Source organism: Dactylosporangium cerinum, assembly GCF_042653625.1.
Taxonomy (GTDB): domain Bacteria; phylum Actinomycetota; class Actinomycetes; order Mycobacteriales; family Micromonosporaceae; genus Dactylosporangium; species Dactylosporangium cerinum.
Map to the genome: position 1 here is coordinate 126955 of NZ_JBHSIU010000004.1, position 25754 is coordinate 152708.

Annotated in this window: 19 protein-coding genes; 8 read left to right on the forward strand and 11 right to left on the reverse strand. The window is 71.4% G+C overall.

The genetic code is table 11. From position 1 onward, the window contains the following. Window positions 1-40 precede the first annotated feature (40 nt). From ACFPIJ_RS01475 to ACFPIJ_RS01515, 9 genes are all read right to left on the reverse strand, one after another. On the reverse strand, window positions 41-469 hold the full coding sequence (locus ACFPIJ_RS01475) for a hypothetical protein (protein ID WP_380112697.1): 429 nt from the start codon (window positions 467-469) through the stop codon (window positions 41-43). Window positions 470-1131: 662 nt separating this feature from the next. Continuing rightward, on the reverse strand, window positions 1132-2211 hold the full coding sequence (locus ACFPIJ_RS01480) for a LacI family DNA-binding transcriptional regulator (protein ID WP_380112699.1): 1080 nt from the start codon (window positions 2209-2211) through the stop codon (window positions 1132-1134). Window positions 2212-2303: 92 nt separating this feature from the next. Then, window positions 2304-4754 carry a glycoside hydrolase family 94 protein gene (locus tag ACFPIJ_RS01485; RefSeq protein WP_380112701.1) on the reverse strand — a complete coding sequence of 817 codons (2451 nt, stop codon included), beginning with the start codon at window positions 4752-4754 and terminating at the stop codon, window positions 2304-2306. A gap of 49 nt (window positions 4755-4803) precedes the next feature. Beyond that, window positions 4804-5823 (reverse strand): LacI family DNA-binding transcriptional regulator, encoded by a 1020-nt coding sequence (locus ACFPIJ_RS01490; protein WP_380112702.1) that lies wholly within the window; start codon window positions 5821-5823, stop codon window positions 4804-4806. Between the two features lies 1 nt (window position 5824). Then, window positions 5825-7228, reverse strand: coding sequence for a GH1 family beta-glucosidase (locus ACFPIJ_RS01495; protein ID WP_380112703.1), 1404 nt, complete (start codon window positions 7226-7228; stop codon window positions 5825-5827). Continuing rightward, a complete protein-coding gene (locus ACFPIJ_RS01500) occupies window positions 7225-8124 on the reverse strand; it encodes a carbohydrate ABC transporter permease (protein WP_380112704.1) in 900 nt (299 codons plus the stop codon). Before ACFPIJ_RS01500 ends, ACFPIJ_RS01495 begins: the two co-directional genes overlap by 4 nt. A gap of 94 nt (window positions 8125-8218) precedes the next feature. Beyond that, entirely contained in the window at window positions 8219-9205 is a 987-nt protein-coding gene (locus ACFPIJ_RS01505; RefSeq protein WP_380112705.1) for a carbohydrate ABC transporter permease, read from the reverse strand. A gap of 90 nt (window positions 9206-9295) precedes the next feature. Continuing rightward, entirely contained in the window at window positions 9296-10609 is a 1314-nt protein-coding gene (locus ACFPIJ_RS01510; protein WP_380112706.1) for an extracellular solute-binding protein, read from the reverse strand. Window positions 10610-11252: 643 nt separating this feature from the next. Then, complete coding sequence (locus tag ACFPIJ_RS01515; RefSeq protein ID WP_380112707.1) at window positions 11253-11798, reverse strand: plasmid pRiA4b ORF-3 family protein; 546 nt, start codon at window positions 11796-11798, stop codon at window positions 11253-11255. A gap of 203 nt (window positions 11799-12001) precedes the next feature. On the opposite strand from ACFPIJ_RS01515, the gene ACFPIJ_RS01520 reads away from it, so the two are divergent. From ACFPIJ_RS01520 to ACFPIJ_RS01555, 8 genes are all read left to right on the forward strand, one after another. Continuing rightward, window positions 12002-12718 carry a pyrimidine reductase family protein gene (locus tag ACFPIJ_RS01520; RefSeq protein WP_380112710.1) on the forward strand — a complete coding sequence of 239 codons (717 nt, stop codon included), beginning with the start codon at window positions 12002-12004 and terminating at the stop codon, window positions 12716-12718. 188 nt (window positions 12719-12906) lie between these two features. Next, a complete protein-coding gene (locus tag ACFPIJ_RS01525) occupies window positions 12907-14661 on the forward strand; it encodes an ATP-binding protein (protein WP_380112712.1) in 1755 nt (584 codons plus the stop codon). Between the two features lie 16 nt (window positions 14662-14677). After that, window positions 14678-15829, forward strand: coding sequence for a metallophosphoesterase family protein (locus tag ACFPIJ_RS01530; protein ID WP_380112714.1), 1152 nt, complete (start codon window positions 14678-14680; stop codon window positions 15827-15829). A gap of 1 nt (window position 15830) precedes the next feature. Next, entirely contained in the window at window positions 15831-18308 is a 2478-nt protein-coding gene (locus tag ACFPIJ_RS01535; RefSeq protein WP_380112716.1) for an AAA family ATPase, read from the forward strand. Further along, window positions 18305-19249, forward strand: coding sequence for a hypothetical protein (locus ACFPIJ_RS01540; protein ID WP_380112717.1), 945 nt, complete (start codon window positions 18305-18307; stop codon window positions 19247-19249). Before ACFPIJ_RS01535 ends, ACFPIJ_RS01540 begins: the two co-directional genes overlap by 4 nt. After that, window positions 19246-20145 carry a DNA-3-methyladenine glycosylase family protein gene (locus tag ACFPIJ_RS01545; RefSeq protein WP_380112719.1) on the forward strand — a complete coding sequence of 300 codons (900 nt, stop codon included), beginning with the start codon at window positions 19246-19248 and terminating at the stop codon, window positions 20143-20145. The genes ACFPIJ_RS01540 and ACFPIJ_RS01545 overlap by 4 nt, the downstream gene beginning before the upstream one ends. Before the next feature lie 750 nt (window positions 20146-20895). Beyond that, on the forward strand, window positions 20896-21981 hold the full coding sequence (locus tag ACFPIJ_RS01550; RefSeq protein ID WP_380113055.1) for an ATP-dependent DNA ligase: 1086 nt from the start codon (window positions 20896-20898) through the stop codon (window positions 21979-21981). Beyond that, on the forward strand, window positions 21978-23510 hold the full coding sequence (locus tag ACFPIJ_RS01555; protein WP_380112721.1) for an alpha/beta hydrolase: 1533 nt from the start codon (window positions 21978-21980) through the stop codon (window positions 23508-23510). Before ACFPIJ_RS01550 ends, ACFPIJ_RS01555 begins: the two co-directional genes overlap by 4 nt. A 4-nt stretch (window positions 23511-23514) precedes the next feature. Here ACFPIJ_RS01555 and ligD read toward each other — a convergent pair whose 3' ends face one another. Then, on the reverse strand, window positions 23515-24525 hold the full coding sequence (gene ligD / locus ACFPIJ_RS01560; protein WP_380112723.1) for a non-homologous end-joining DNA ligase: 1011 nt from the start codon (window positions 24523-24525) through the stop codon (window positions 23515-23517). Between the two features lie 72 nt (window positions 24526-24597). Then, a complete protein-coding gene (locus ACFPIJ_RS01565; RefSeq protein WP_380112724.1) occupies window positions 24598-25665 on the reverse strand; it encodes a hypothetical protein in 1068 nt (355 codons plus the stop codon). Window positions 25666-25754: the final 89 nt, after the last annotated feature.

The window sequence follows — 25754 nt, forward strand, 5'->3', positions numbered from 1 at the left end:
TTGAGCGGGCCGTCCCGTTACCGGGTCGGCCCGCTCCTGGTCATTCCGCGACGCGGTACGGTGCCGGCGCCTCGTACGTGGGGGACAGCACGTCCTCCTCGTCCTCGAACCGCTCCTGCGCCGCCTGGATGGCCTTCGGAGCCGTGGCCGCCGCCGCCCAGCCGACCGCGATCCCGCCGAGGACGGCGACCGCGATCCAGCCCCACGGCGTGCGCTGCTTGCGGCCCGACAACGCGTCGTACGCCAGGCTCGCCCGGTGCCACGCCTCATCGGCCGCGGACCCGACCCGGTCCGACGCCGAGCTGTAGCGGCTCGACGCCTCGCCGGCGAAGTCGTACGCCCGATCCTTCACGGTCCCACCCACCGAACGCGCCGACTCGACCGCGGACACCAGGTGATCCCAGGCGTCCTCAGCCACGCTCTCGGCGCGCCGCTTACCCTGCTTCCACTGTGCGGACATCTCAGCCACCTCTCCTCCATTGACCGAGTGCCCTATCCCCCCAGTCCGCAAACCGCGGCGCTGTGCTAGCTGGGCCACCGCTGGCGCGGCGTCCCGGCGGGGGGCTGCGCCACCCCACACCCCCCATGCGACGCTGCGCGCCGCACTCAAGCCTGTTTCTTCCGCGGCGGCCTTCGGCCGGAAGAGCAGTGGGGGATTCTCACCCCACACCCCCAATGCTCGCTGCGCTCGCACGACCTGCGCCCTGACGGGCGCGGTCGATTGGGACGCATGCGCGTGGGCACCCGAAAGACCGGGGGTTCAGGTTGCAGATCGCTCAGGTCTGTCGTCCTCCTCGCCCGCTATGCGCGCGAGACGACGGGGGCGGGCCCGTCCTCCCGAAAACCCCGTCGATCACCAATGTGCCCACAGTCCGGGAAGCACGGACAGCGCCCGCGCCCATGGGATGGGCCCGCCTCCGTCGTCTCGCGCGCAGAGCGGGCGAGCCAGACGAAGGACCTTGAGTGCCGCCAAACCTGAACCCCCGGTCCTTCACCTGCCACGCGCTAGCGTCCGAGTCGACCGCGCCCGTCAGGGCGCAGGTCGTGCGAGCGCAGCGAGCATTGGGGGTCCGGGGTGAGAATCCCCCGGCGGGACCCGCCGCGAAGCGGTGGGGCAGCTAGAAACAGCAGCTACGGGCGGGAGACAGTGCTGGCGCGTTCCACCAGGTGGGTTTCGACCATGACTGCGGTGGGGGCGGCGCCGGCGATTCTGGCCAGGAGGAGGCGGACCATTTCGCGGCCCATTGCTTCGACCGGCTGGTGGACGGTGGTGAGGGGCGGGTCGGTCTGGCGGGCGATGGCTACGTCGTCGAAGCCGACCAGGGACACGTCGTCCGGGACGCGGCGGCCCAGTTCGCGCAGGGCGCGCAGGGCGCCGACGGCCATCAGGTCCGAGGCGGCGAAGACGGCGTCGACGTCCGGAGTGCGGGCCAGCAGTTCATGGACGGCGCGTTCGCCGGAGGCCTCGCTGAAGTCGCCGTAGGCGATGAGGCCCTCGTCGACGGGCATGCCGGCGCGTTCGATCGCCTCGCGGTAGCCGGCCAGGCGGGACACGCCGGCGGCCATGTCCTGCGGGCCGGCGATCGCGGCGATCCGGCGCCGGCCGCGGTCCAGGAGGTGGCCGACGGCGAGGCGGGCGCCGCCCTCGTTGTCGGCGTCGACGAAGGCGACGTCGGTGCCGGTGCCGGTGGCAGTGCCGGTGTCGGAGGTCAGCATGCGGGCCGGGCGGCCGCCGAGGACGACGGGCAGACCGCGCTGCTCCAGCAGGCCGGGCAGCGGGTCGGCGTCGTGCAGGGAGAGCAGCATGACGCCGTCGACGTGCTGGTTGGTGAGGTGGTGCTCGACGCGCTGGCGTTCGGCCGGGGACTGGGCCATGGCCAGCCACAGCTGGAGCTGGGTGTCGGCGAGGGCGGAGCTGACGCCGCGGACGATCCCGGCGAAGAACGGCTCGCCGAAGACCCGTTCCTCCGACTCCGACACGACGAGCGCGACGGAGTCGGTGCGCTGGGTGACGAGGGCGCGGGCGGCGCGGTTGGGCACGTAGCCGAGCTCGTCGATCGCCTTCTGCACGGCCGCCCGCGCCTCCGGGCTCACCTGCGGTGAGCCGTTGACCACGCGCGAGACGGTGCCCCGCCCGACGCCGGCGCGCGAGGCGACCTCGTCGAGGGTGGGGCGGCCCGCTGAGCGGGGGCGGCTGTTCGTGGAAGGCACGCCCCATTGTGCGCACACGCCAGCGATCTTGCAGCCGCGGTGCCCTGAAAACGCGGCACCGCGGCAGCAATACGACCATAACCCGGAACGATCTACGACAAAATCGCCTCGACCAGCACCTCGGCACCCACGGCGGCGACGGGGAGCACAGCGCCCTCCACCGGTACCCCATCCGAAACGAGACGACAGGTCGATGCCGCGACGCCGGGCTCCTTGCGCACCGTGATCCGGTAGGTGGCGCCGCGGAATCGGCGGACGGCCGAGAAGCCGGACCAGGCGGCCGGGATCACCGGTGCGATCCGCAGGCCGGCCAGCTCCGGCCGGATGCCCAGGATCCACTGGGTGACGGCGGCGTAGTTCCACGCCGCGGTCCCGGTCAGCCACGAGTTCTTCGCCTCGCCGTGCGTCGGCGCGTCCCGGCCGGCGATCATCTGGGCGTAGACGTAGGGCTCGCAGCGGTGCAGGTCGCCGAGTTCCTCCCGGGCCGACGGGTTGATCCGCTTGTAGTAGTCGAAGGCGCCGTCGCCGTTGCCGACCATCGCCTCGGCGATCATGAGCCACGGGTTGGTGTGGCAGAAGATTCCGGCGTTCTCCTTGTACCCCGGCGGGTAGCTGGAGATCTCGCCGAGCTCGATGCGGTAGGACGAGAACGCCGGCTGCTGCAGCACGATCCCGTGCGGGGTGGCGAGCCGCTCCCGGACGCTGGCCAGGGCCCGGACCGCGGTCCCGTCCTCGAGACCGACGCCGCCCATGATGCACATGCCCTGCGGCTCGATGAAGATCTGGCCCTCGTCGTTGGACGCGGAGCCGATGACGTTGCCGTGGAAGTCGTACGCCCGCCGGAACCAGGAGCCGTCCCAGCCGTGCTCGGCGATCGTGCCGGCCATCTTCTCCGCGGCGTTCAAATAGCCGGTGGCATCGTCGTGCTTGAAAACAGCGAGCGAAGCCAGTTCCCGCGCCGCCAGGACGAACTGGCCGGCGATGAACACCGACTCCGCGACGCCGCCGGTGGCGTTCTCGGTGGTCTGGAACGGCTCGCCGGGCGTGTCGGAGAAGCAGTTCAGGTTGAGGCAGTCGTTCCAGTCGGCCCGGCCGATCAGCGGCAGGCCGTGCGGTCCGAGGCGGTCCAGGGTGTACCGCAACGACAGGCGCAGGTGCTCGTACAGGGACTGTTCGCTGCCGGGTGCGTTGTCGAACGGCACCGGTTCGTCCAGGATGCTCCAGTCGCCGCTCTCCTTGATGTACGCGGAGACGCCGAGGATCAGCCACAGCGGGTCGTCGTTGAAGCCGGACCCGATGTCGTTGTTGCCGCGCTTCGTCAGCGGCTGGTACTGGTGGTACGCCCCGCCGGTGGGCAGCTGGGTCGCGGCGATGTCGAGGATCCGCTCGCGGGCCCGCTCCGGGATCATGTGCACGAAGCCGAGCAGGTCCTGGTTGGAGTCGCGGAAGCCCATGCCGCGACCGATCCCGGACTCGTACAGCGACGTGGACCGGCTCATGTTGAAGGTGACCATGTTCTGGTAGGCGTTCCAGATGTTCACCATGCGGTCGGTGTCCGCGTCGGGCGTCTGCACCTGCAGCCCGCCGAGCAGCTCCTCCCAGCGTGCGGCGAGCGCGGCGAACCCGGCGTCGACGGTCTCCTGCCGCAACCATTCAGCGATCTTGACCTGCGTCGCGGCCTTGTTGACGGTCTGCGAGCCGGGCGGGTCGAACTTGGCGTCGCGGGGGTTCTCGGCGTACCCGAGCACGAAGCCGATCTCCCGCGTCTCGCCGGGCTGGAGGGTGAGCTGCACGTGGTGCGAACCGTGCGGCTGCCAGCCGTTGGCGATCGAGTCGCCGGACTCGCCGCGTTCGACCGCCAGGGGCCGGTCCCAGGAGCGGTACGGGCCGAGGAACGCCTCACGGGAGGTGTCGAAGCCGGCCAGGGGCTCGCTGCAGGCGAAGTAGGCGAAGTGGTCGCGGCGTTCCCGGTATTCGGTCTTGTGGTAGATGACGCCGTCGACGACCTCGACCTGGCCGGTGTTGAAGTTGCGCTGGTAGTTGGTGGCGTCGTCCTGCGCGTCCCACAGGCAGAACTCGATCGAGGAGAACGCGGACAGCGAAACGGCCGTGTCGCGCTCGTTGGTGACCTTCAGCCGCCACACCTCCAGGGTCTCCCCCAGCGGCACGAAGTAGAGCGTCTCGGCCTTGATCCCGCGGTACCGCGAGGCGATACGCGTGTACGACAGGCCGTGCCGGCATTCGTACTCGTCGAGCTCGGTCTGCGTCGGCTGCCAGGTGGGCGACCAGAAGGCGCCACCCGCGTCGGCCGCGTTGTCCCGCAGGTAGAGGTACCGCCCGCCGAGGTCCATGGGGGCGTTGTTGTAGCGGTACCGGGTGAGCCGGCGCAGCCGGGCGTCGCGGTAGAACGAGTAGCCGCCGGCGGTGTTGGAGATGATGCCGAAGTACGCCTCGGTGCCGAGGTAGTTGATCCAGGGCAGCGGGGTGTCGGGTCGGTCGATGACGTACTCGCGGCGTTCGTCGTCGAAGTGGCCGAAGCGCACGGTGTGCCTCCTGCTGGGGGGATAGAGACTGCGCGTGACACAAGCCCGGTCAGGCCGACTCGCGGACCACGAGGTGCGTGTCGAGCACAGTCGAGTGGGCCGGCCCGCCGGCGATGCGGGCCAGCAGGAGCCTGGCCATCTCCCGCCCCATGCCCTCCACCGACTGGTGCACGGTGGTGAGCGGCGGCTGGGTCTGCCGGGCCACGGCGGAGTCCTCGAACCCGACCACCGCCACGTCGGCGGGCACCCGGCGACCCAGCTCACGCAGGGCGCGGATGGCGCCGGCGGCCATCAGGTCGGAGGCGGCGAAGACGGCGTCGAGGCCGGGGCTGAGATGGATCAGGCGGTGCATCGCGTCGGCCCCGCTCGCCTCGCTGAAGTCGCCGTACGCGATGAGTCGCTGATCGTGCGGCAGGGACGCCAGGCGCAGCGCCTCCCGGTAGCCACGGAGGCGGGCGATGCCCACCGCCATGTCCTGCGGGCCGGCGATCACCGCGATGCAGCGGCGACCGAGGCCGATGAGATGTTCGACGGCGCTGCGGGCACCGCCTTCGTTGTCGTTGTCGACGTAGGCGACCTCGTTGTCACCCTCGACCTCGAGCATGTGTGCCGGGCGCCCGCCGAGGACGGTCGGCAGCCCCCGCTTGCCGAGCAGCGACGGCAGCGGGTCGTCGTCGTGCAGGGAGAGCAGCAGCACTCCGTCGACGTGCTGGTCCGACAGGTGGCGTTCGACCATGAGCCGCTGCGACGGTGACTGGGCCATCGCCAGCCACAGCTGCAGGGACGTGTCGGCGAGGACGTTGCTGACGCCGCGGACGATGCCGGCGAAGAACGGCTCGCCGAAGACCCGCTCCTCCGACTCCGACACCACGAGGGCGACGGAGTCGGTCCGGCGGGTGACGAGGGCCCGGGCCGCCCGGTTGGGCACGTAGCCGAGTTCCTCGACGGCCCGGGCGACGGCGGCCCGGGCCTCCGGGCTGACCTGCGGCGAGCCGTTGATCACCCGGGAAACGGTGCCGCGCCCGACGCCGGCGAGCGCGGCCACCTCGTCCAGGGTCGGGCGGCGCACGTTACTCGCCGAGGCCGTTGTGCTTGATGACCTCGCGGTACCGGTGGCCGCTGGCCTTGACCGTGCGCTCCTGCGTGTCGTAGTCGACGCGGATCATGCCGAACCGCTTGGTGTAACCCCAGGCCCACTCGAAGTTGTCCAGCAGCGACCAGGCGAAGTAGCCGTGCAGCGGTGCCCCGGCCGTGATCGCGTCGTGGCAGGCCCGGAAGTGCGCGTCGAAGTACGCCACGCGCTCGGCGTCCTCGACGCTGCCGTCCTCGCCGACGGTGTCGACGTACGCGGCGCCGTTCTCGGTGATGTACAGCGGGATCGCCGGGTAGTCGCGGGCGACGCGGGTCAGGGTCTCGGTGAGCCCTGGCGCGTCGACCTCCCAGCCCATGTCGGTGACCGGGACGCCGGGCCGCTTCAGGAACCGGACGGTTTCGCTGCCGGGCCACGACGTCGGCGCCCGCCAGTACGGCTCGGCGGGGACGTCGGTGTCTTCGCCGGCCACCACGTGCCGGCTGTAGTAGTTGATGCCGAGCAGGTCCAGTGGCTGCGCGATCTGCTTGAGGTCGCCGTCGCGGACGAAACCGAAGTCGCTGACCCCTTGCAGGTCCGCGACGACGTCCGCCGGGTACGAGCCGAGCAGCACCGGGTCGAGGAAGATCCGGTTGGCGAGCCCGTCGATGCGGCGGGCCGCGTCGAGGTCCCCGGCCTTCGTCTCGTCGGCCGGGGAGATCGCGTACAGGTTGAGGGTGATGCCCAGTTGCGCCTCGGGGTCCGCGGCCCGGATGGACTCGATCGCCTGGCCGTGGCCGAGCAGCAGGTGGTGCATCGCGGCCAGGGCGTCGGGTGCGTGCTGGCGGCCGGGCGCGTGGACGCCGGACGCGTAGCCGAGGAACGCCGAGCACCACGGCTCGTTGAACGTCGTCCAGTGCCGGACCCGGTCGCCGAGCGCGCCGTGCACGAGCGTGGCGTAGTCGGCGAACCGGGCCGCGGTGTCGCGGGCGGGCCAGCCGCCCGCGTCCTCGAGCGCCTGGGGCAGGTCCCAGTGATACAGCGTCACCCAGGGGGTGATGTCGTTCGCCAGCAGCTCGTCCACGAGCCGCCGGTAGAAGTCCAGGCCCTTGGCGTTGGCCGGCCCCGACCCGCCGGGCTGGACGCGGGGCCAGGCGACGGAGAACCGGTAGGCGTTGACGCCCAGGTCCTTCATCAGCCCCACGTCCTCGCGGTAGCGGTGATAGTGCTCGCAGGCCGCGTCGCCGGTGTCCCCGCCCAGGGTCTTGCCCGGGGTGTGGCTGAACGTGTCCCAGATCGAGGGGGTGCGGCCGTCCTCCTGGGCGGCTCCCTCGATCTGGTACGACGCGGTCGCCGCACCCCACACGAAACCGGGTGGGAACGTCAGCGGGTCGATGCTGGTCACGCCTTGACCGAACCTTCCATGATGCCGCCGATGATCTGACGGCCGAATGCGATGAACACGAGGAGCAGCGGCACGATCGCGAGCGCTGTCCCGGTAAAGACTTGCACGTAGTCGGTCTTGTAGTAACCGGTCGCGAGAATGTTCAGTGAAACTTGCACGGTCGGGGTGTCGCCGTTGAGCACGACGTACGGCCACAGGAAGTCGTTCCAGGTCTCCATGAACGTCAGCAGACCCAGGACCGCCGCCGCCGGACGCAGCGCGGGCAGCACGACCGACCAGTAGGTCCGCCAGGTGGAGGCGCCGTCGACCCGGGCGGCCTCGATGAGCTCGTCGCTGATCGCCGACTCCGCGTACTGCCGGATCATGAACACGCCGAAGCCCTTGACCAGGAACGGCACGATGACCGCCTGGAGGGTGTTCGTCCAGTCGAACTTCACCATCAGCAGGTACAGCGGGATGATGTTGACCTGGGTCGGGATCATCATCGTGAGGATGATGATCAGCAGCAGGGCGTTCTTGCCCTTGAACTTCAGCTTGGCGAAGGCGAACCCGGCGAGGGTGGAGAAGAACACCACCGACAGGGTCACGCACGACGACACGATCGCCGAGTTGATCAGGCCGTAGACGAAGTTGGCGTCGGTGTTGGCCAGGACCCGCGAGGCGTTGTCGAAGAAGTTCGGGCCCGGGGTCAGCGGCGGCGGGATGTCGGTGACGGCGCTGTTCTCCCGCGACGCCACGATGAACGACCACACGATCGGGAAGATCGACAGCACGATCGTGATGATCAGCGCGACGTACGTCAGCGGGCTGGCTTCCCACAGCGCGGCCGAGGCGCTGCGGACCCGGCCCTTCTTCCCCGGCGGCGGCGTGCCCGGCACGCTCCGTGGCCTCGTCATCGTCGTGCTCACTCCGCCACCTCCGCTGCGCTCCGGCGTCGGCCTGAGCCAAACCTGTCACATGATGAGCGGGCCGAGCCGCTCCGCTGCCCGCTCATGAGGTCTGCCCCTTGACGGATCGGCGCACCAAGGCGAAGTTGATGAGCGCGAAGATCAGGATGATCACGAACAGCAGCCAGGAGATCGCGGCGCCGCGGCCCACGTTGAAGTTGTTCGTGAACGTGGTCTCGTAGATGTACATCGCGACGGTCTGGAACTCGTTGAGCGAGCCACCCTGGATGCGGCCGTAGTTGAACAGCAGCGGCTCGGTGAACAGCTGCATGCCACCGATCGTCGAGATGATCACCGTGAAGAGGATCGTCGGCTGGATGAGCGGCACGGTGATCCGCCAGAAGCGGCGGGCCGCGTTCGCGCCGTCCAGCGACGCCGACTCGTACAGCTCCTTCGGGATCGCCTGCATCGCCGCCAGGTAGATGAGGGCGTTGTAGCCGGTCCAGCGCCAGTCGACCATGAACGCGATCGCGGTCCACGACGACCAGCGGTGGTTGCGCCACTCGACCGGGTCCAGGTGGACGGTCTGCAGCAGCCAGTTCGCCAGGCCGTACCGGTCGGCGAAGATCAGGCCGAACACGATGCCGACGGCGGCGACCGAGGTGATGTTCGGGATGAGCACACCCATGCGGATCGCGGTGCGGGCCCGCATCTTCTTGTTCAGCCAACTCGCGATGAGCAGCGCGAAGATGAGCTGCGGCACGGTCGCGACGATGAACAGGCCGAACGTGTTGTAGATGACGATCCAGAAGTGCTCGTCCATCAGGACCTTGCGGTAGTTCTCGAACCCGACGTAGCCGGCGTCGCCGCCCGTCAGCGTGTTCTTCCGCATCGACAGGATGGCGGTGTAGACCAGCGGGTACGCCCCGAACACCGCGAACAGCACGAAGAACGGCGCGACGAACAGATACGGCGACAGTCGCAGGTCGAGCCGGCCGACCCGCACGGAGCGCCGCGACGGCTGCTTCGAAGGCCCGGCGGGTGCGCGCCCGTGGCGAGGCCCTGTGACCTCGCCGACGTTGGTAGCCATGGGGGGTGAATCCCTTCCGATCAACGGGCTAAGGGGATGTGGCAGAGGCGGCGTCAAGGTTCGACGCCGCCTCCGCCGTCATCGTTCGGATCAGCCTTCGGCGAGTGCCTTGCTGTCCTTGATGGCCTTGTCCCAGCCCGCCTGGGCGCTCAGCTTGCCCTGCTCGGCGGCCTGCATGGCCGGCTCGAACCCGTTCTCCCACAGCGCCTGGTGCTTCGGGCCGAGGTAGATCGGCTTGAGGTCCTTCGCGGCACCGGCGTAGATCTTGCCGACCGGCGCGTTGTTGAAGTACTCGTTCTTCGCGTCGGTGATCTTCGGGTCGTCCAGCGCGGCGACCGACGAGGGCAGCGGGCCGGCCTCGGCGAACGCGTCCAGGCCACCCTGCTTGCCGGTCAGGAACTTGATGAGCTCGAACGCGGCCTTCTTGTTCTTGCTCTGCTCCGGGATCGCGAGGTAGGAGCCGCCCCAGTTGCCACCCTTACCGGGGATGGTCGCGATGTCCCACTTGTTCTTGCCGGCGTCGCCGGCGCGCTCCTTGATGACACCGGTGTACCACGGCGGGCACGGAACGGTCGCGAACGCGGCGTTCTTGAACGCGGCGTCCCAGTCCGCCTGCCAACGGGCCAGCTTGGCGGTCAGGCCCTTGGCGGCCATGTCCATACCCAGGTCGTAGGCCTTCTTGACGGCCGGGTTGGTGTCACCGATGTACTTGTCGCTCTTGTCGTAGAACCAGCTGTCGGCGTTCTGCATGATGTACGGCTGCATGATGCTCGTCGCCGAGTCGGTCCACGCCGCGCCGGTGTTCTTCGACTTGAAGACCTCACCCTGCTTGATGTAGTCCTCCCACGTCGACCACAGCTTGCTGACCGCGTCACGCTCGACGGGCAGGCCGGCCTTCTGGAACAGGTCGGTGCGGTAGCACATCGCGAGCGGGCCGACGTCGGTGCCGAGACCGACGAGCTTCTTGCCGTCCGCGGTGAACGCGTTCTTCCACTTGAAGGACAGGTAGTCCTTCTCCAGCGACGCCGCACCCAGGTCCATCAGGTTGGCGAAGCCCTTGTTGTCCTTCAGGTACTGCAGCAGCATGCCCTCTTCGAGCATGACCACGTCACTCGCGCCACTGTTGGCGGAGATCTGCTGGGCCAGCTTCGGCACGAAGTCCTTGGTCTGGCCCTCGTTCTTCACGTCGACCTTGATGGTCGGGTTGGCAGCCTCGAAGTCCTTGACCGCCTGGTTGAAGCCGGGCGTGCCGAAGTAGGACAGCGAGATGGTGACCGGGCCGGTGCCGTCGGCGCTGGGCTCGGCGTCCTTCTTGGCGCTGCACGCAGTGGTCATACCGAGGGCAAGACCCACGGTGAGCGTGGCCGTGGCGATCGAACGCAGACGGCGTGAGGTGACGCTCATCCTGACCCCTCTCTCAGGTCGTGATGGGTGTGGTGGGGGTGTGATGCATCGACGGCGGACCCGGGTGTGAAGTCCGTCGTTCGGGTGTCGCAGGTATGGCGGGTGTCGCATTTGAGTGGCTCCCATGGCCGCGGGGTGTGTCACCGGCCACAGCCACGGGAGCGCTCCCATGAGACTGGCGCCTCGCCCGCCAGGTGTCAATGGGGCAATGGGAGCGTTCCCATTTCGTTACCGCGAGATTTCGTGCCGCCTATTTGTCGGCCTTTACCGCGATATGCACGCTTCCCCGCCGCCGCGCCAGCGACCTCGATCGATGCGCGCCTTACATCGACCTGCATCGCTTTGAGCGCGCATCGGGGGCGCCGCGTCAACCGACCGGCGTCGATGCCCAAACCGGACCCAGAGCACTCAGAAGCACCGCCGGGGCAACGCCGGCGCCGGTCTAGATCCAACGACGAATGCCGATCTCTGGCATGCCGCTGCGGCGTGCCGGCCGCAGGCGTTTTGCCCCGCTTTACCGCGCCGACTCCCCCGGGGCCACAACCCGCGCGCGCCGGCCCGGCAAAGCTCCGGCCGACCCACGGAAACTTTCACCGGCTGCCGCCCGGCGCCCCGGCGCCGGGCGCGGCCGGGGTCCGGGGGCTCAGGTCATGCGGCGCAGCAGGGTGGACATGCGCGCGGGGTCGAAGAACGCCGGGTTGAAGGGGCGGCCCAGCCACTCGCGCATCGTCGTGTGCTCCGGATGGTCCGGGTCGGCGATGGCGGCGAGCAGGTCGCGGTAACCGTCCGGGCCGCCGACGTCGTCGGGTGGGCAGGCCCGTTCGCCGGCGGTGCAGGCGGGATAGTCGGCGTCCAGGTCGGCGGGGAACTCGTCCTCGACGATCAGGTCGTGCTCCCACCAGTCGCCGAAGTCATACGTGTACCGCAGCCGCCCGCCCTTGAGCGCGACGGCGTCCAGGCGCACGTCGAGCTCGTCGCGGACGTCGAGGAGGCCGTCGGGGTCGGGGACGCCGTACTGGACGCCCTCCACGTCGAACACGTGCAGGTGACGGTCGCCCCAGCCCATCGCGAACTGCACGACGCGGTGGACCCGGTCGAGGGTGAACCCGCCCGGGATGAGGACCCGCCGCCAGACGGTGGGCTCGACGCCGTCGAGCGAGATGCGGAGTTGGATGATCGTGCGCGCCATGGTGCAGTCATTGTTGACCGAGCAGGTGCGACGGCGCACCCTGAAGCCGTGATCTGTCCTGCGTGTCGGGAGAAACGGCATGCCGACTGCCCGGGCGGCAACCGGTGCGACTGCCAGCACCGCGAGCCGGTGCCCACCCCGCCGGTGACCGGCCCACCCGGCGAATAGGCCGGCGAGCAGAGCCGGGCAAGTAGGGTTGCCGGGTGCAGCAGCTGTACCCGGAGCCCGGACCAGTCGACCAGCCAGCGCTCATCGACCTGTACGCACCGCCGCCCGAGCCATCCATCAGGGTGAACTTCGTGGCGAGCCTGGACGGGGCGGGCACGCTCGGCGGGAAGTCCGCGGGACTCTCCGGCCCGGAGGACAAGCGGGTCTTCGGGATCCTGCGGATGCGCTGCGACGCGCTGGTCGTCGGCGCCGGCACGGTCCGCGACGAGGGCTACCGGGCCCTGCGGCTGGACCCTGAGCGCAGGGCATGGCGGCTGGCGCACGGCATGAGCGAGTTCCCGACCCTCGTGATCGTCTCGGGGCGCGGTGACCTGGACCCGGCGCAGCCCGCCCTCGCCGACGCGCCGGTCCGGCCGATCATCGTGACCACCCGGGGCGCCGCAGTGGACGACCTCCAGAAGAATGCCGACATCATCCGCGCGGGTGACAAGCATGTCGACCTGGTGGATGCCTTGCAGAAGCTGCGGGAGCGCGGGTTCGCGCAGCTGCTCAGCGAGGGCGGCCCGAGGCTGTTCGGATCACTCACCGTGGCGGGGCTCGTCGACGAGCTGTGCCTCACGGTGTCGCCGTTGCTCGCCGGGCCCGGAGCGGGCAGGATCACGGCCGGACCCCACCTGCCGACACCCGAAGCGCTCACGCTGCGTCACGCCCTGCTGGCCGATGGTCAGCTGCTGCTGCGGTACGGGCGCTGACCAGAATCCACACCGTTGTCCACAGACCTGTGGACAAGTGTCCCCAACCTGTGGACAGCCGCCGACTTTGTCCTGGTTTGCGGGCGTGAACGGACGTGAACACATCCACAGCGGGCGTGGTGACTTCGATCCACTGGCGGTCTTGGGGCACGATGCACAGGCGAACACATGTACTGGGGGTCGACCAGATGGACGCCAACAAGGACGGGCCGATCGTCGGCCGGGTGCTCGGCACCGCCGACGCGACCCCGCTGACGTTCTGGGTCGCCGTGAACGAGGACGCCTACCTCCAGCTTGACGACGTCGTCGTCACCGAGCGTGAGCTCCCCGGCCAGCCGTCGGTGAAGATCGCCGGCGTGGTCACCGCGGTCCGGGCCCGGCACGAGGGCGTCGTGTTCGACTCCGACGTGTTCCTGGTCGCCGACGGCACGCTGCCGGCCACGGTGCAGGAGGCCGCCGAGATCACCACCACCCGGGTCGACCCCGAGGTCTACGTGCCGCCGACGCCGGGCGCGGTCGTGCACCGGGCCCAGGGCGACGCCAGGGCCGGCGCGCTGTACTTCGACCGGATGGAGCGCACGATCCCGATGGGATTCGGGCGGGACGGCGCGGCGATGTTCCTCAACGCGGACTTCCTCGACGGCAGCCGCGGCGCGCACGTGTCCATCTCCGGCATCTCCGGGGTGGCGACGAAGACGAGCTTCGCGACGTTCCTGCTCTATTCGGTGTTCCGGTCCGGGGTGCTGGGCGGGGCCGGCGAGACCGCCAACACCCGCGCGCTGATCTTCAACGTGAAGGGCGAGGACCTGCTGTTCCTCGACCACCCCAACAGCCGGCTGGATCCCGCGACGGAGGCGAACTACGCGCGGCTCGGGCTGGTCGCCGGGCCGTTCCCCGACGTGCGGGTCTACGCGCCGCCACGGGCCGGGGACTCCTCCGGCACACCGGACGTCAGCAGCCGGCTGACCGGGGTCGACAGCTTCTACTGGACGCTGCAGGAGTTCTGCGCCGACCGTCTGCTGCCGTACGTGTTCGCCGACGCCGACGACGAGCGGCAGCAGTACACGATGGTGGTCCACTCGGTGACGGCGCACCTGGCGCGCATCGCCCAGCCCGCCGAGGGCGGCATCGCCGTCGACGGCACCCGGCTCAACTCCTACGCGGACCTCGTCGACTATCTGGTGGAACAGATCACCGACGACGCGACCCGGGGGCAGTGGGCCGGCAGCGCGGTCGGGCTCGGCACCGTCAACGCGTTCGCGCGCCGGCTGATCGGCAGCAAGAAGGACCTGTCCCGGCTGATCCGCGGCGACCTCGCCACCCGCCGGCCGCACGCGATCAACACCGCCGAGAGCGCCCAGGTGACCGTGGTCGACCTGCACAACCTGCCGGACCGGGCGCAGCGTTTCGTGGTCGGTGTGACGCTGCGCAGCGAGTTCGAGCGCAAGGAGAAGGCCGGCACCGCGAAGCCGCTGCTGTTCGTGGTCCTCGACGAGCTCAACAAGTACGCGCCGCGCGAGGGCACCAGCCCGATCAAGGAGGTGCTGCTCGACATCGCCGAACGCGGCCGGTCCCTGGGCGTCGTGCTGATCGGCGCGCAGCAGACCGCCAGCGAGGTCGAGCGGCGCATCGTGGCCAACTCCGCGATCCGGGTCGTCGGCCGGCTCGACCCGGCGGAGGCCTCCCGCCCCGAATACGGGTTCCTGCCGCCCGCCCAGCGGCAGCGGGCGCTGCTGGCGAAGCCGGGCACGATGTTCGTGTCGCAGCCGGAGATCCCGGTGCCGCTGTGCATCGAGTTCCCGTTCCCGTCCTGGGCGACCCGGCCGGCCGAGGCGGGCCCGCCGCCCAGCTCGACGCTGCGCTCGATCGCGCAGGCCAACGACTCGTTCGCGGTCGTCGCGAGAGTGGGCGGCGGCATCGCAGACGACGAAATCCCGTTCTGAGAAAGGACAACCACCGGTGCGGATCCTGCACACCTCGGACTGGCACGTCGGCAAGGTCCTGAAAGGACAGTCGCGGGCCAACGACCACATCGCGGCCCTCAAGGCGCTCGTCGACGTGGCCGAGGCCGAGCAGCCCGACCTGGTGATCGTCGCCGGGGACCTGTACGACTCCGCGAGCCCGCCCGCCGACGCCACGAAGATCGTCACGCGGGGGCTGTCGGCGCTGCGCAAGACCGGTGCGGACGTGGTCGTCATCGGCGGCAACCACGACAACGGCCAGGCCCTCGACGCGCTGCGCCCGTGGGCGGACGCCGCCGGGATCACCATCCGCGGCGCCCTGACCAGGCCCGAGGAGCTGCTCCTGGAAGGGCGGACGAAGGACGGCGAGGAGTGGCGGCTGGCCGCGCTGCCGTTCGTGTCCCAGCGCTACGCGGTCCGGGCGGCGGAGATGTTCGACCTCAGCGCCGCGGAGAGCGCCCAGTCCTACGCGCACCACATCGGCGGGCTCCTCGCGACCCTGGCGCAGGGGTTCGGCCGGGACACCGTCAACCTGATCACCGGGCACCTGACGGTCATCGGCGCGACGATGGGCGGCGGCGAGCGCGAGGCGCACACCATCATGGGCTACGCGGTGCCGGCGTCGGTGTTCCCGTCCTCGGCGCACTACGTGGCGCTGGGACACCTGCACCGCGCGCAGGTCGTCAACGGGCCCTGCCCGATCCGGTACTGCGGCAGCCCCCTGCCGATCGACTTCGGCGAGGAGGAGAACTTCTCCGCCGTCGCGATCGTCGACGTCACCACGAGCACCGCCGCGCGGGTCCGCGAGGTGCCGCTTCCGGTCGCCACCCCCCTGCGGACCGTCCGGGGCACCCTCACCCAGCTGGCCACGTTGGACACCGGGGAGGCGTGGCTGCGGGTGTACGTGTCGGAGCAGCCGCGGGCGGGCCTGCGCGAGGAGGTCCAGGAGCTGCTGCCGAAGGCCCTGGAGGTGCGCATCGACCCGAAGCTGCTGCCCGACCCGAAGGGCGCCGAACGGGCCGCGGCCCGGGCCGGCCGGTCCGCGGGCGAGCTGTTCTCCGACTACCTCGGCCAGAAGGGCCACGCGGACGAGGCCACGGTCAAGCTGTTCCACCAGCTGCACGACGAGGTTCAGGAGGCGAGGAACTGACATGCGACCCATTCGCTTGGACATGGACGGGTTCACCGTGTTCCGCCAGCCGACCACGGTGGACTTCACCGACACGGACTTCTTCGCGCTGATCGGGCCGACCGGCTCCGGCAAGTCGACGATCCTCGACGCGATCACGTTCGCCCTGTACGGCACCGTGCCCCGCTGGGGTGACCGGCGGGCCATCGCCAACGCCCTCGCCCCGTCGGCGACCGAGGCCAGGGTCCGGTTCGTGTTCGAGTCGGCAGGCGTGCGCTACGTCCTGGCCCGGGTGGTCCGCCGGGACGGCAAGGGCGCGGTCACCACGAAACACGCCGGGCTGGAGGCGCTCCCCCACGGCTTCGACCTGGCCCGGTTCGACACCGGCATCAGCGCCGAGGACCTGGGCGAGGTGCTCGCGGCCACCCCCAGCGAGGTGGACGTGGCGGTGCAGGGCGTCATCGGGCTGCCCTACGAGCAGTTCACCAAGTGCGTGGTGCTGCCGCAGGGCGAGTTCGCGGCGTTCCTGCACGCGAAGCCGGCCGAGCGGCAGAAGATCCTGGTGAATCTCCTGGGGCTCGACGTGTACGGCCAGATCCGCGAACGCGCGAACACCCTCGGCGGCGCCGCGGACGCGAAACTCAAGGTGCTCGGCGAGCAGCTCGCCGGGATGTCCGATGTGGACGACGCGGCCCTGGCCGGTGCGGCGGCGAAGGCGGCGGCGCTCCGGACGCTCACCGACGGCGTCGACCGGATCGGTCCCCAGCTGGACGACGCGGCGAAGCTCGCGGTCGCCGCCGCGGAGACCCTGACCGGCCTCGACACCGAGATCGGCCGGCTGACCCGGCTGCGGGTCCCGGCGGACGCCGGCACCCTCGCGGCCGGTGCCGCCGCCGCCCGCAGCGCGGTCACCGCCGCCGTCGACGGGGCCCGGGCCGCCGAGGAACGCGAGGAGAAGCTGCGCGGCGAGCTGCAGGCGGCCGGCGACCAGACGGCGCTGCGGCGGCTGCTGGACGCGCACGGCGAGCGCGACCGGCTCGCCGCCGAGGCGGCCGGCGTGCACGGGACCGTCGCCACCGCCGAACGCGAGCACGCGAAGGCGACCGGGGCGCTGGGCGTTGCCCGTACCAAGGCGAAAGACGCGATGGAAGCGCTCGAAGCGGCACGGGAGGCCTACCAGACGGCGGTCGCCGTCGACCGGGCCACCGCGCTGCGCCCGCACCTGCGGGTCGGCGACGACTGCCCGGTGTGCACCCAGACGGTCCGGGTGTTGCCGGAGACCCCACATGAGCCGGCGGTCGCCGCGGCGAAGGCGGCCGGCGACGCGGCCCGCAAACGCAGCGACGCCGCCGAACGGGTCGTCGCCGAGCAGGACAAGGTCGTGCGCGACCTCGACCGGGGCCTCGCCGCCGCGAAGGCGCACGCCGAGCAGGTCGACGCCCGGCTGTCCACACTGGACACCGCGCTGGACGGGGCGCCGGCACCCGAGGCGCTGCGCCGCGACCTCGAGGCGATCGCGAAACTCCACAGTGGACTGGAGCGGGCCGGGGCCGAGGTCCGCAAGGCCCGTGAGGCGCACCGCAAGGCGGCCGGCGCCGCCGACAAGGCCGAGGATCAGCTGCGGGCCGCCTGGAAGGCGTTCGACGCGGCCCGCGACGCCCTCGCCGCGTTCGGGCCGCCGCCCGCCGACCGCGACGACCTCGCCGACGCCTGGGCCACGCTGACCGGCTGGGCCGGCACCGCCGCCGGTGAACGGCAGGCCCGGCGGCCGGCCGCGGTCGCGGCGGTCCAGGACGCCGAGGCGCGGGTCGCCACCGTCCGCGACGACCTGCGCGCCCTGTTCGCCGGCGCCGGGCTGCCCGCACCCGGCACCGACCCGGCCCGCGAGGCCGCGGTCGCGCTCGAACGCGCCGAGGCCGCGCACCGGCGGATCGAGGAACGCCGCGCCGAGGCGGCCCGGCTCCGCGACCACCGCGACGAGGTCGCCAGGGAGGCCCAGGTCGCCAAGGCCCTCGCCCAGCACCTGCGGGCCGACCGGTTCGAGCGGTGGCTGCTCGCCGAGGCCCTCGACACGCTCGTCGACGGCGCGTCGAGCACCCTGCGGGAGCTGTCCGGCGGGCAGTACGACCTCGGCCACGACAAGGGCGAGTTCTACGTCGTGGACCACCACGACGCCGGGCTGCGCCGAGCGGTGCGGACCCTGTCCGGCGGCGAGACGTTCCAGGCGTCCCTCGCCCTCGCACTCGCCCTGTCGGAGCAGCTCGCCGGGATGTCGACGTCGGCGGCGAGCCTCGAGTCGATCGTCCTCGACGAAGGCTTCGGCACCCTTGACCAGTCCACCCTGGACACCGTCGCGGCGACCCTGGAGGCCCTCGCCGCCCGCGGCGACCGGATGGTCGGCGTGGTCACGCACGTCGGCGCCCTCGCCGAACGGATCCCGGTCAGGTTCGAGGTCCGCCGGGACGCCCGGACCGCCCGCGTGGAACGGATCGGGCTGTGAAGTTCCACGTCGACGCCTGGGACCCCTCCTACGGGGTCGCGTTCGAGGCCGGGGGTTCGGACGGCCCCCAGGCGCAGAGCAGCGCGCAGATCCAGCCCGACGTCGAGCTGCCCGCTTCGGCGTGGCGGGCCGTCGACGCGCCCGCCGGCCTGCGGCCGCCCGCGACCGTCCTCGTCGTCGACGGCGTCCAGCGCATCGACGCGCGGGTCTGGGCGACCGACGACGACGGCGTCACCCACCCCGGCGTCGCCGCGTCCTACGCCGCCGGGGTGGTGCGGTGCGACCTGGACCGGGGCGCCGCCACCATCGCCACCACCCGCATCGAACGCGGCCTGTTCACCCCGTTCGAGCTCGCCCCGCCGCTGGTCGCCGGCGCGATCCGCTACCCGGCCCGGCGCATCGCCCGCGGCGAACCCAAGGACCTGGCGCTGGGCGTGCAGCGGCACATGCGGGCGCTGGAAGTCAGCGTGTCCGGCGAGGAACGCGACGACGGCGACCTGCTCATCGTCGACGGTCCGCTGCAGGAACGCGCGCACCTGCCCCGCGCCCTCGGCTACATCAAGACCCACCGGGTCGAATATCTGCCGCCGGAGCTGACGGCCGTCGTCACCCGGCTGCGCGGCGGGCAGCGCTCCCCCGTGTTCCTGCTCGGCACGTCCTGGCACCGGTTCGCCTGGTACCTGCGGCTGCCCGGACCCGACGGGTCGCCGTGGGCGGGCATCGTGCGGGCCGAGTGCTCCGCGGACCTGCTCCCCGCCGACGCGGTCGCCCTCGCGCACCTGTCCGCCGTCACGCTGCCCCGGTTCGCGTCCAGCGCCTACAAGGACCCCCGGGCGCCGCAGAACCTCATCCCGATCGCCGGGCTGGAGCGTAAACTGCGCGCCATGCTCGGCGACGCCCGCCTGCTGCACCGCGCCCTGGCCAGGACCGTGGCGCGATGAGGACCTTCCCGACCCCGCCGCGGTACGACCTGGCCGGCACCCTGCAGGGCCTGGCCCTGATCCACGGCGACCCGACGCTGTCGGTCGGGGCCCGCGAGGGGTGGTTCGCCACCCGTACCCCTTCCGGCGCGGGCACCCTCCACCTGGCGTTGTCGGGATCCTCGCTGGTCGCGACCGCCTACGGGCCGGGCGCCGACTGGCTGCTGGACCGGGCCGACGCCGTCGCCGGCCTCCGCGACGACGTGACCGGCTTCGCCGAACTCGCCCGGCAGCACCCGCTCGTCCACCGCCTCGCCCGCGAGCACTCCGGCCTGCGGATCGGCGCCACCGGCCGGGTCTTCCACCACCTGGTGCCGGCCGTCCTCGGGCAGAAGGTGACCGGCAAGGAGGCCCGCGACGGCTACGTGCGGCTGCTGCGGCACTTCAGCACCGACCCCGCCCCCGGCCCCAACCCCCGCCTGCGGCTGCCCCCCGAGCCGTCCGCGATCGCCGCCGCGCCCTACTGGGTCTTCCACCCGTTCGGCATCGAACAGAAACGCGCCGACGCGCTGCGCCGGGTCGCCGCCGAGGCGGGCCGCCTGGAACGCTGCACCACGGCCGCCGAGGCCACCGCCCGCCTGCTGAGCATCCGCGGCATCGGCCCATGGACCGCGGCCGAGGTCACCCGCGCCGCCTACGGCGACGCCGACGCGGTCTCGGTCGGCGACTACCACATCAAGAACGTCGTCGCGTACGCCCTGACCGGCGCCCCCCGCGGCACCGACGAGCACATGCTGGAGCTGCTCGCCCCATACGCCGGCCACCGCGGCCGCGTCTGCGGCCTCCTAGCCGCCGCCGGCATCTCCGCCCCGAAGTTCGGCCCGAGAGTAGCTTTGCGGGCATTCGCCCGGTATTAGCTGTTTCTCGCTGCCCCACCGCTTCGCGGCGGGTCCCGCCGGGGGATTCTCACCCCGGACCCCCAATGCTCGCTAGCGCTCGCACGACCTGCGCCCTGACGGGCGCGGTCGACTCGGACGCTTGCGCGTGGGCACCCGAAAGACTGGGGGTCCAGGTTTCGCGTCGCTCAGGTCTGTCGTCCTCCTCGCCCGCTCTGCGCGCGAGACGACGGAGGCGGGCCCATCCCATGGGCGCGGGTGTTGCCGTGCTTCCCGGACTGTGGGAGACGGCGACTACCTGGTTGATGAGTGGTTCCCACCCGCCACTGATCAACCAGGTAGTCGCGAGAGCGCTGGTGCCCACATTGGTGATCGACGGTTTTCCGGGAGGTTGGGCCTGCCTCCGCGTCTCGCGCAATGCAGGCGAGTTGGACGAAAGACCTGAGCGATCCGAAACCCGGACCCCCGGTCTTTCGGATGGGAGCGCGCATGCGCCTGAGTCGACCGCGCCCGCCAGGGCGCAGGTCGTGCGAGCGCAGCGAGCATTGGGGGTGTGGGGTGAGAATCCCCCACTGCTCTTCCGGCCGAAGGCCGCCGCGGAAGAAACAGGCTTGAGTGCGAGCGCAGCGAGCATGGGGGGTGTGGGGTGGCGCAGCCCCCCACCGGGACGCCGCGCCAGCGGTGGCCCAGCAAGCACAGTGACCCCAGCTAGCACAGCCCAGCTTGTACTGTGGCGGGGTGGACTTGCCGGTGATGCCGCCTGTTGAGCCGATGCTGGCCAAGAGCATTCCCAACCTGCCCAGCGTGGAGGGGATGAGCTTTGAGCCCAAGTGGGACGGGTTCCGGTGCATCGTGTTCCGGGACGGGGACGAGGTCGAGCTCGCCAGTCGGGGTGGCAAGACGCTGACCCGGTACTTCCCCGAGGTGGTCGCGCAGGTGCTGGCGCAGCTGCCGGCGCGGTGTGTGGTCGACGGGGAGATCATCGTGATCCGGCGGGACTCGGGCCAGCCGAAGCTCGACTTCGAGCTGCTCGGGCAGCGGATCCACCCCGCCGCCTCCCGCGTCAACATGCTCGCCGAGGCGACCCCGGCCTCGTTCGTGGCGTTCGACCTCCTCGCCATCGGTGACGAGTCGCTGATCGAGGTGGGGTACGCCACCCGCCGGGCCAGGCTCGTCGACGCCCTGAAGGGCGTCAGTGCGCCGGTGCACGTGACACCGGTGACGACGGACATCGAGGTGGCCCGCGACTGGTTCGAGCGGTTCGAGGGCGCCGGGCTCGACGGGGTGATCGCGAAGCCCGCCGACAGCGCCTACGAGCCCGGCAAGCGGACCATGTTCAAGATCAAGCATGCACGGACCGCGGATGCCGTGGTAGCCGGGTTCCGGTGGCACAAGGACGGGCCGATCGTCGGGTCGTTGCTGCTCGGGCTGTATGACGAGGAGGGCCGGCTGCACCACGTCGGGGTGTCCGCGTCGTTCACCCGGGAGCGCCGGGCGGAGCTGGTCGAGGAGCTCGCGCCGTACCGGGAGGACATCGTCGACCACCCGTGGAACTGGGCGGGTCAGATCCCCGGTGCCGCGGCCGCGAGCCTCGACGCCGTGCCGGCCGGTGACGCCGCGACCCGGCTGCCGGGCGGGCTCAGCCGCTGGTCGGGCAAGAAGGACCTGTCGTTCGTGCCGCTGCGCCCCGAGCTCGTCGTCGAGGTCGGCTACGACGCGATGGAGGGCGACCGGTTCCGGCACACCGCCCAGTTCAAGCGCTGGCGGCCGGACCGGGAGCCGCACTCGTGCACGTATGACCAGCTCGACCGGCCGATCCGCTTCGACGTCGAGTCCGTGCTGGCGGGACGGCCTTGAGACGACTCGTGCCCGTGCTGCTCGTCGCCGCGCTCCTCGGCGGGTGCAGCACCCCGGCGGCGCCCACGCAGGCGGGGCGCAAGCTGAGCGCGCCGTCGCAGGAGCCCTCCACGGCCTCGGGCGTGCAGATCGAGCCGGCCGTGTGGAAGCCCTGTCCCGACGTGTACAAGGGGATCTTCTCCAGCCCGCCGCAGAACGTGAAGTACGACTGCACGACGGTGAAGGTCCCGCAGGACTGGCAGAACCCGGAAGGGTCCGGCACGTTCGACATCGCGCTGGTCCGCGGCCGGTCGACGACGCAGCGGGACCGGGTCGGGTCGCTGTTCATCAACCCGGGCGGGCCCGGCGCGTCCGGGTTCGAATACGCCGTGTACCGCTCCGTGTACCTGCCGGCCGAGGTGGTGCGCCGCTTCGACGTGATCGGCTTCGACCCGCGCGGCATCGGCCGGTCGTCGCCCGTGCAGTGCTTCTCCGCCGCGGACCTCGACGCCAACTTCGGCATCGACCCGGACCCGCAGACCGACGCGGCGTTCGGCGAGTCCGTCGCGGTGACCAGGAGGCTCGCGCAGACCTGCGGCGACAAGTACGGCGACACCCTGCGCTACTTCTCCACCGAGCAGACGGCCCGGGACATCGACGCGCTGCGGGTCGCGGTCGGCGAGAAACAGCTGACATACCTCGGGTACAGCTACGGCACGCTGCTCGGCGCCGTGTACGCCCAGCTGTTCCCGAAGAACGTCCGCGCGCTCGTCCTCGACGGGGCGGTCGACCCGACGCTGTCGATGCAGGACTCGGCGGAGAAGCAGGCGGCCGGGTTCGAGCACGCGTTCGACAACTTCACCACCTGGTGCAAGGCCAACACGACCTCCTGCCCGATCGGCCCCGACCCGCGGGCCGTGGTGATGAAGGCGATCGCCGACGCGCGGACCGCCCCGGTGCAGGGCAAGGGCCGCAAGGCCACGGCCGGCTGGGTGTTCACGGCGGTCGTGTCGTCGCTGTACAGCGAGTCGAGCTGGCGGGTGCTCGCCCAGGCGATGCAGGACCTGCGCGGCGGCAACCCGGACAAGATGTTCCAGCTCGCGGACTCCTACGCCGAGCGGGACCCGGAGGGCAAGTACTCGAACATGTTCGACGCCAACGCGGCCGTCGGCTGTGCGGACAGCGACAACACCCCGACGGTGGAGCAGGCCAGGGCGCTGCAGCCGCAGTGGCGGTCGAAGTATCCGCTGTTCGGCGGCGCGCTGGCGCTGAACCTGATCTGCGCGCAGTGGCCCGGCAAGCGTGACCCCTACCCGGCGGGCGCCGCGACCGGTTCGGCGCCGATCGTCGTCATCGGCACGCTCGGCGACCCGGCGACCCCCTACGAGCAGGCGCCGGCCCTGGCCAAGATGCTCGGCGTCGGCACGCTGATCACGTGGAGGGGCGAGGGCCACACGGCCTACCCGAAGACCGGCTGCGTGATCGAGGCGGTGAACCGCTACCTGATCGACCTGCGGGTCCCGGCCGCGAACCTCACCTGCGACAAGTAGCGCCTCACTCGGCGGCCCGGGCCCGGCTGGGCTGGACGCGCATCGGCTCGCCGGGCATCTTCGGGTACTCGGGCGGGTAGGGCATGTCGCCCTCCCCCCGCGCAGCGTCCCGCTCCGCCCATTCCAGCAGCGGCGTGATGTCGTGGGCGACGTCGTCGATGCCGGCGTGCGCGTCGCCGAGCTTCGCGATCCGCTCCGGCACGGTCCGCAGGTCGAAGTCGTCGGGCTCGACGTCGGGCAGCTCCTCCCAGCGCAGCGGCGTCGACGCCGTGGCCCGGGCGTTGGCCCGCAGCGAGTACGCGCACGCGATCGTGCGGTCCCGTGCCATCTGGTTGAAGTCGACGAAGACCCGCTCGCCGCGCTCCTCCTTCCACCACTTGGTGGTGACGAGGTCCGGCCGGCGGCGCTCCACCTCCCGCGCCAGGGCGATCACGGCCCGCCGCGCCTCGACGAACGTCCACTCCGGCTTGATCCGGATGTACACGTGCACGCCGCGCCCGCCGCTGGTCTTCGGCCAGCCCTTCCAGCCCAGCTCGTCGAGGACGGCCTTGAGCTCGCCGGCGACGACGGCCGCGTCGGCGAAGTCCGTCCCTGGCTGCGGATCCAGGTCGATCCGCAGCTCGTCGGGGTGGTCGACGTGCGCCTTGCGCACCGGCCACGGGTGGAACACGATCGTGCCCATCTGCGCCGCCCACGCCACGTGCGCGAGGTCCGTGGGGCACAGCTCGTCGGCCTTGCGCCCGCTCGGGAACGCGATCTGCGCCGTCTCCAGCCACGGCGGGACGCCCTTGGTCGGCACCCGCTTCTGGAAGAACGTCTCCCCGCTCAGCCCCTCCGGGAACCGCTGCAACGTCGTCGGCCGGTCGCCCAGCGCCCGCATGATGCCGTCGCCGACCGCGAGGTAATACTCGAAGACGTCGCGCTTGGTGAAGCCGCGCTCCGGAAACATCACCTTGTCGGGACTGGTCAACCGCACGGGACGCCCGGCAACCTCGATCTCCAGCGCACTGGCCATGCCAAGCACCCTACGCGCCGGACCCGCCCGGGGCGCCCCCGTGACACCATCGAGCGGGCTTCCGGGACGAGATCAGGAGCGCCGGGTCGCCTGCGGGCTCGGCCTGCGCCGCGGCCTCGGCGCCACCGGCCACTTGCCCGCGGGGGTCCGGCCCGGGGTCCTGGTTTCGGGGGTCTGCTCCTCGCCGCGGTCGCCGAGGCGGGTCAGGTACAGGATGCTGGCCCCACCGATGATGAACGCGAACCCGATCGTCGTCATCATCGACGACGTGCCGGTCACGGGCAGCATGCCGGTGGCCGCCGCGGCGCCGGTCGCCGCGCCCGCCGCGGAACCCGCTGGGACGCTCGAGACACCGGGACCACCACTGCCGGTGCCGGTCCCACCCGGCGTGGTGCCGCCCGGCGTGCCGTTGCCGCTGCCGCCGGGCGTGCCGTTGCCGGTGCCGCCACCAGGCGTGCCGTTCCCGGCCCCGCCGCCGGGCGTGCCATTGCCGTTGCCGGTCCCGCCACCGGGCGTGCCATTGCCGTTGCCGTTGCCGCCGGGCGTGCCGTTGCCGGTCCCGCCACCGGGCGTGCCATTGCCGTTGCCATTGCCGCCGGGTGTGCCGTTGCCGGTCCCGCCGCCGGGCGTGTCGCTGCCGTTGCCGCCGGGCGTCCCGTTGCCGTGACCGCCGTTGCCGTAGCCGCCGTTGCCGTAGCCACCGTTGCCGTGACCACCGTTGCCGTAGCCACCGTTGCCGTAGCCACCGTTGGCCGTGCCGGGGTGCAGCGGACCCCCGGTGCCGACACCACCGCCACCACCGCTGCTGTGCCCGCCGTGGCCGTGGCCGTGGCTGCCGTAGCCGGGGGCGTCATCGTCGCCGGTGGCGTGGCCGGCGTACAGCGGGCCGCCGGTGCCGACGCCGGTCGGGGCGTCGTACTGCCAGCCGTTGGTGTCGTTCGGGCCGTAGCCGGCGGGGGCGGCACCAGGGTGGGACGTCTCGCCGTCGGCGCACAGTTCGAGGGTGCCGTTCCACGTCTGGCCGCAGCGGTCCACGCGCAGTTCCTGCGACGTGAGCGCGGCATGCGCCGCCGTGGCCAGTGGCGTGATGCCCGCGGCGCCTGCCGCTCCGACCGCAACCGCCTTGTAGAGCAGCCTCATCGTTGTCGTACCCCGTCCATTCGACCGGTGTGCCACAAAAAGTCCGAAACGTGGCTTTCGTCGGTCCAACGAGGCTGCGGCGGAGACGT